This is a genomic window from Antribacter sp. NEAU-D49, from assembly GCF_057158775.1.
On record NZ_JBXTSN010000018.1, the window covers coordinates 106,615 to 113,142 of the forward strand.

The following is a 6,528-nucleotide window of genomic DNA, read 5'->3' on the forward strand; positions in this document are numbered from 1 at the left end:
TACGGCAGATCCGCGCGGCTCACAGGACCGGCCCCCGCGTTCGCTCCGACGCACGGATTGACGCGGCCGGCGGCCGGTATGCGGGCACACCCTGGGTGAGCCCGTTTTCCCGGGCCCGATCCACGATGTCGCCCAATGCCTGGCTGAGCTGGTCGCTGAGGGAAGCGTCGCTGTCGGCCACCACGGCAAGCCGAGACCCCTCCAGGGCGAGTGTCCCGAGCACGTGTTCCGGGTGGTTGGCGACGTAGTCGTTGACCCGGGCGCCACGCGGGTCTGGGACCGTGACGCTGACCGTGAACGCTGGACCGCGCGGATCCTCGAAGTCGCCGCGCCGACGCAGGAGGATCAGGTCGCACGGCTGGTCCGCCGTCGTGCCAGGGCGCAGTGCGCCCGAGGGGAGCCGGACGACGCCGACCAGGTCGCCGAGCGCGCGCAAGGTCTCCCGGGTGGTCGGGTCAGGCTCGTCGAGCAGCTGGTGCGAGGCGACGACGGCCGTCGGGCCCCCGGGTGCTGTGCGGGCGAGGGCCGACGTCGCGGCCCGGGACTCGAAGAGCCGTCGCCGCTGCACGGCGATCGGCGCGGTGAGCGCGAGGTCGGCCAGGGGCATGTTGGCCAGGACGACGTCGAACTGCGCGGTTCTGTCCGGGACGTAACGTGGGCGGATCGACGCAGGGTGCGGCCAGACGCCGGAGGGTGGGACCGTCGCCACCGTGCCTTCCGGCGGGTTGGTCAGCCGTGGTGCATGCCGGGGGAAGCCGAGGAACGGTGCGGCATCTGCGCCACGCACGAGCATCGTGCCGCCGGAGACCCCCAGCGCGCGCAACGCGGTCCAGGTGTGCTCGGCGATGACCGAGTGTGCGGGCCGGGCGTCGAGGCGATAGTGCAGGGCGATCGCGACGGCGTCGGGATGGTCAGCCGGTTGGCGGCGTGGCATCGGGTCTCTCCCTCAGTGAGCAACGTGGTGCTTCACAAGGGAGGTGTGAGCCCACGCCCTCCTACGTCTCTACTGCGCGCCAGGGCCCGCCGTGTGTACTCCGCACTTGCTTCGGGATCACCCGGCCCCGTTGCGAGAAGACGGGACTCGCGTGGGAGGCTTCCCGCATGGCCGCTGATCGACGTATCGGTCGTCTCACATGGCATCTGGAATCTGTCCGCCACCACTTCACGGACGACGGAACCCCGAACGCCTCCTGGCAGCGCTACTTGACCGATCAACGATCAGATAGGCGCAAGAAGTACTTCTTGAGGACGGTCGGCATGACCGTGCTCGCGTGCCTCTTGGTAGCCGGGGTAGCAGGGTCCCTCCATCACTTCCTCCAACCCGACTGGGAACTGATCGGTGGTCTGCTCGCTGTAGCCAGTTTCGGCGGATTCATCGCCGTCAAGCGCTCGTTCGGGGGCTCCCGGGCGTCTCTTGACTCCGCTATGCGTCACATAGCGGATCTGGAGGAGCTCGCGCCCGTCTGGGCAGGGTTGTCCGACAAAGAGCGTCGAAGCGTCCAGCGCGGCGAGAACGTTCGGGCGGGCCTACACGTTCTGGCCAAGTTGGTCATACCGTTTGCCGACTTCGCGACCGACGACTGACATCGCCCGTCACGCGGACCTAGCCTTCCAGGCGCCGCATCCGGCCCGTCGTCGAGTACAGCTTGCTCTCGACGTCGTGCAGCTGGTGCTGAACCAGGAACGCCCGGTCCCGGATGCGCCAGAGCCCCTGGCCGAGGCCGAGCTGCGGCAGCACGCTGCGTTGTGCGGCCGTCAGCCCGAGTGCCGTCGCGGTCGGCCCGAGCTGGTCGGTCTCCTGCCGGTAGATGATCCGGGTCTCGGCGTTCGCGAGGAGCGACGAGGCCAGCGACCTGGCGGCGGAGCCGGAGTCGCCGACGTTGTCGAGGTCGGACAGCTTGTGGAAGACGAGCAGGTTCGCGATCCCGTAGTGCCGGGCCAGGCGCCAGTGGGCGTCCATCCGTCGCAGGAGCGCGGGGTGGGACATGAGCCGCCACGCCTCGTCGTAGACGACCCAGCGCTGCCCGCCGGCCGGGTCGGCCAACGCCGCCTCCATCCACGCCGAGCAGCACGTCATGAGCAGCGACGCCCGGTGCTCGGCCTGGAGGGTGAGCTGGACCGCACGCGTCACGACTGCCCAGGGATCCTGCGCCTCCAAGGTCGCCGGGGCACGCAGCACCTCGAACGCTGCTGTTGCGGCATCGGCCGGGGACTGGTCGTAGCGGCGGGCCAGCGCGGCGTACTTCGCCGCCGCGTGCTCCATCAGGCGGCTGGCGTCTGGGTCGGCACGCCACCCGTCCTCCGTCAGAGCGATACGGATCAGCAGTGCTCGCAGGCCCTCGCTCGTCGCGAAGTCCATCGTCGCGGCGGTCACAAGGTCACCGCCGGGGTGTCCTCGACGCGGGTCGGCCGGCCGATCGCCGTCCGGGTGATCGGGGCGCGACCGGTCCGGAGCCGACGGCGGGCCGTGTGCGCGGCCAGGTCGACGCCACGGGTCAGGAGCCAGGACCCGACGCGGTGGGGCAGCTCCGAGATGCGGACCCACTCCGCAGCGAGCGTCCGCGGGTGACCGGCGGCGTTGTGCTGCGAGGGGTCTCCTGCAGCGGCGAACAGGTTCGTGCCGACGGTCTGGGCGGTCTGCTGCGGTGCGGCTGGCTGCGGGGCCTGGGGCCGGTCCGGCGTCGGACCGTGAGGGTCGGTGCTCATAGGGTGTTCGCCTCGTTGGTCGGGCCGCTCATGACGGTGGCGGGTCGGTTGGTCGCGGCGCGCCGGTAGGCGGACCGGATGGTGGTGTCCGTCTCGCGCTCCCCGAGCCCCGCGTGTGCGGCGGCGGGCACCAGGGCGGCCCTCGTCTCCCGGAGCTGGAAGCCGTGCTCGGCCATACGGCACGCAGCCCAGAAAAGGCCCTGGTTCCGTCCGCCCGGCGGGCGCGAGGCGACCCAGGCCGCGAGGCGGTCCGGGTCGGCGCCCGACGTCGGGACTGCCACCAGCGCGGGGGCCGAGTGGCGTGGTCGTGGCGGGTCGAGGAAGGCGCGCAGCCCGGGGGCGTCGATCGGGGCCGGAGTCCTGGGCGGGAACGCGGCGGTGACGGAGTAGGCGGCTGGACCGGCGTCGGTCACCACGACCGACGGCGGAACCACGATGTAGCCGCCGTCGCCGCGGAAGTCGATATGGGTGCTGGGCAGCGCCCATGATCGCTGTTCGCGGCCGGGCGGGTGCGGGTAGTGGACGTGGCGACCGCCCGACGGAGTGCGGACCAGCAACGCCCACCCGCGGGTCAGCCCGGCAGCGTGGGCGCGGCCGAACGCCTTGAAACCCGAGGCGGCGCCGTGGACGTCGATGTCGACGACGTCGAGGCCCGAGGCTTCGCCCGTCGGGACTGCGAGGTTCGCCGTGGGGTGGCGTCGCCACCACCAGGTGACCTTGTCAGGGTCGGTCGACGCGTCGAGGAGCCCGCGCTTGGTCAGGGGGCGCTTGGCACCCGCGGCGCACGGGAAGACGGGCACGCCGGCGGCGGCGAGCTGCGCCGCAGCCGTCGGGGTGTCGGGCGCGGTGGCGGCGCGGGCTAGGGACTCCAGCGCGGTGATCGGGTCGCGTTGCGGGGAGGAACGCCGGGGCGGCCACAGGCGGGCCGGCGCGGCGGCTGTCGAGGTGTCCATGCGTGCGACGCTCGACGGCAGGCATCACCGGGTGCGTACCCCAGGGAGGCGTACCTCCTCGTCTGCCTTGGCCATTCTTGCTGGTTGGTGGCGTCCCCCGTCCCGTGGGTGACTCAAGGTCGCGGCGGAGTCCTCCCGGCACTGCGGCCACGCGGACCTGCTGCCGGAGTGGATCGACGGCGGGGAGGGGTAGTAGACGCAGCGTGTCGCAGGATTTCACCCGGCTCGGGCGCACTGGGCTGCCCCGCCGAGCCGGATCTAATGGACATTCAGGGCGGCCTAAAAGTTTACCCGGTAAACGATCGTAATTTGGTGTGCTTCTGTGCCGCTAGAGTCCCCGTCGCCGAGGGCTCGCTGTGAGGCCTCTGAGGTTGACGGAGTTGTCTCGTGGCGGTGCTCGTCTCGTTCGCTGGTGTTCCTGGTGCTTGGCGTCGTGGTGTGGTGGGGGTCGCTTCGTGCGCGGCTCTGGCTGTGGGTGGCGTCGGGTTCGTCGTGGTGCCGGCGGTGGCTGCGCCAGTGGCGGCTGCGGCGTCGGAGCCGGTGGTGGAGATTCCGGAGGAGCGCACGGAGGGCGGCTACCTATGGGCGCCTGATGCGGCGAGCGCGCGGGTGATCGCCGGGCTCGAGGAGGAGCCTGTCGAGGTTCTCGGTGAGCGGACGCCGTCGACCTCGGTGTATGTGCTGCCGGGCGGGACGATGGCGTTCCAGTCGGCTCCGGGCCCGGTGTGGGTGCCGACGGGGGAGGGCGACGGCACTGCGCTGGAGGACTGGGCGCAGACGGATCTGACGCTGGTCGCGGGCTCTGACGGCAGGGTGCGGCCGAAGGCGCAGGTTGGTGACCTGGAGCTCTCGGGTGGTGGCGCTCCGGCGGACGGGGTTCAGACGGTCGAGGTGGCGCGGCTGACGGACCCGGAGACGGGGGTCGTCTCGGTGCTGGAGTGGCCGGGTGCGCTGCCGGTTCCGCGTCTGGAGAGCCGTCGGGCGGTGTACGAGGACGTTCGGCCGGGCATGGATCTGGTGGTCGAGTCGAGCACGTCGTCGTTCCGTCACTACCTCGTGGCGGAGGACGAGGGGGCGGCACGGCGGGCAGCGGAGGTTCCGTTGACCTATCGCACCGAGGGCGGCCGCCTGCGGGCGGAGGCGGACGGGACGTTGGTCGTGGAGACCTCTGACGGGCAGGAGGTTGCCCGGACGGGTGCGGCGGTGGCGTGGGACGCGGCGGCGGATGCTGCTCGTGTCGCGCCGGTGACCAGGCCGTGGAAGGACGAGCACCCTGTCCGGGGTTTTCGTCCGCTTCCCTCCGAAGAGGAGCTGCTGGAGCGGTCCGGTGACGCGCAGGTGGATGGTGTCGAGGCAAGTGGTGGTGTCGCGGAAGGTTCTGGTGAGAGCGCGGCGAGCGAGCCGTCCGTCGAGTCGGCGACCGCTGCCGCCGTCGACCCCGCGATGGAGGAGGTCGCGCTCTCGTCGGTGGTCGAGGCGGTGGCCGAGGACTCGGTCACTCTGGGGTTCGAGGGTGTCGAGCAGCTCACCGACGATCCGGCGACGGTCTACCCGGTTGTTGTCGACCCGCCGATGTACCTGACCTGGGACTACGACGACACGTTTGTCCAGTCCGACTCGACCGTGGACAAGTCGTACGACTACCAGCTGCGGATCGGTTCCTACAACGGGTCTGTCAAGGCGCGGTCCTTTGTGGACATCCCGATCGCGCCCGTCGCGGGTAAGCAGATCGTCAGTGCGGAGCTGGAGCTCTTCAACTACTACTCCTCGACGTGCACCGCGACGCCGTGGGAGATCTGGCACACCGGTGGTGTCTCGACGGCCACGCGGTGGACGTCCCAGCCTCAGTGGGCGACCCATCTGGCGACGGTGACCTCAGCGGCGGGGTACTCGACGGGCTGCCACGACGATGGTGCGTGGGTCAAGGTCAACATGACGGGTGCGGTCCAGTGGGCTGCCGACCGGAACCACGACCAGATCACCTTCGGACTCAAGGCAGCGGATGCCTACGAGTCGAGTGCGCTGTCGTGGAAGTACTTCTACTCCGTGGACAACGGCTTGTACGTGCCGGCGGTGACGGGTACCTACAACTCTCGTCCGGACATCCCGACGGGTCTGAAGACCTCACCGGGGGCTGGTTTCGACGGTGCGTGGACGGCGACGACGACGCCGACCCTGTCGGCGACGGTGTCAGACCCTGACGGTGACGCGGTTCATGGGTCGTTCGACGTGTACCGGCTGGACGGGACGTTCGTGTGGCGGGGTCATGACCTGTACAACTCGTCGGGGTCGGTGGCCCAGGTCACGGTGCCGCCGAACGTGCTGGACGAGGGTGGCATCTATGGCTTCCGGGTGATCTCGAGCGACGACCGGCTGGAGAGCGCGAGCTGGACCCACTGGCACATGTTCGGGGTCGACACGATCACGCCGGGGGCGCCGGTGGTGTCTTCTACGGACTATCCCGGTGACGGTACGTGGCACAAGAACGCCGGTGAGGCGGGGTCGTTCACGTTCTCGATGAAGTCGCCGGACGAGTCGGTGGTGGCGTACCAGTGGGGTCTGGACGAGGCGCCGCGCAGCGAGAACAAGGTCGCGGTGAACAAGGGCGCTGCCGGGACGGTACCTGTCACCCCGTCGACGGTGGGCCCGCACGTGCTGCAGGTCGTTGCCGTGGACCGTTCGGGAAACACGTCGCAGGTGGCGCGGTACTCGTTCCGGGTGGGCCAGGCCGGGATCGTCGCGCCGGCGGAGGGTGCCCGGGCCGTGCGGCGGGTCCGGGTGGAGACCGCGACGAACGACACCACGCTGACCCACCAGAAGCTGCAGTGGCGGCGCGGTCCGGACGCCACGACCGTGACCGACGTCGCGG

General features: G+C 70.5%; 5 protein-coding genes and 1 pseudogene. 2 read left to right on the forward strand and 4 right to left on the reverse strand.

From position 1 onward, the window contains the following. Window positions 1-19: 19 nt before the first annotated feature. Window positions 20-934, reverse strand: a complete 915-nt coding sequence (locus tag AC060K_RS14905; protein WP_483766187.1) for a hypothetical protein — start codon at window positions 932-934, stop codon at window positions 20-22. Between the two features lie 167 nt (window positions 935-1,101). On the opposite strand from AC060K_RS14905, the gene AC060K_RS14910 reads away from it, so the two are divergent. Beyond that, window positions 1,102-1,584, forward strand: a complete 483-nt coding sequence (locus AC060K_RS14910) for a hypothetical protein (protein WP_483766188.1) — start codon at window positions 1,102-1,104, stop codon at window positions 1,582-1,584. Between the two features lie 19 nt (window positions 1,585-1,603). Here the strand turns inward: AC060K_RS14910 and AC060K_RS14915 are convergent. The 3 genes and pseudogenes from AC060K_RS14915 to AC060K_RS14925 all read right to left on the reverse strand — a co-directional run. Beyond that, window positions 1,604-2,086: pseudogene (locus AC060K_RS14915) on the reverse strand (ATP-binding protein); the annotation flags it as partial. Window positions 2,087-2,370: 284 nt separating this feature from the next. Further along, window positions 2,371-2,706: a hypothetical protein gene (locus tag AC060K_RS14920; protein ID WP_483766189.1), complete on the reverse strand. Its 336-nt coding sequence runs from the start codon at window positions 2,704-2,706 to the stop codon at window positions 2,371-2,373. Then, a complete protein-coding gene (locus tag AC060K_RS14925) occupies window positions 2,703-3,659 on the reverse strand; it encodes a bifunctional DNA primase/polymerase (protein ID WP_483766190.1) in 957 nt (318 codons plus the stop codon). The genes AC060K_RS14920 and AC060K_RS14925 overlap by 4 nt, the downstream gene beginning before the upstream one ends. Window positions 3,660-4,163: 504 nt before the next feature. Here AC060K_RS14925 and AC060K_RS14930 point away from each other — a divergent pair. After that, window positions 4,164-6,528, forward strand: a 2,365-nt coding sequence (locus tag AC060K_RS14930; protein WP_483766191.1) for a DNRLRE domain-containing protein, incomplete at its 3' end; no start/stop codon positions are given.

Excerpts from the sequence above, each read along its gene's own strand:
- AC060K_RS14925 (WP_483766190.1), bottom strand. The coding sequence starts at position 3,659 with ATGGACACCTCGACAGCCGCCGCGCCGGCCCGCCTGTGGCCGCCCCGG.
- AC060K_RS14905 (WP_483766187.1), bottom strand. The coding sequence starts at position 934 with ATGCCACGCCGCCAACCGGCTGACCATCCCGACGCCGTCGCGATCGCC.
- AC060K_RS14920 (WP_483766189.1), bottom strand. The coding sequence starts at position 2,706 with ATGAGCACCGACCCTCACGGTCCGACGCCGGACCGGCCCCAGGCCCCG.
- AC060K_RS14910 (WP_483766188.1), top strand. The coding sequence starts at position 1,102 with ATGGCCGCTGATCGACGTATCGGTCGTCTCACATGGCATCTGGAATCT.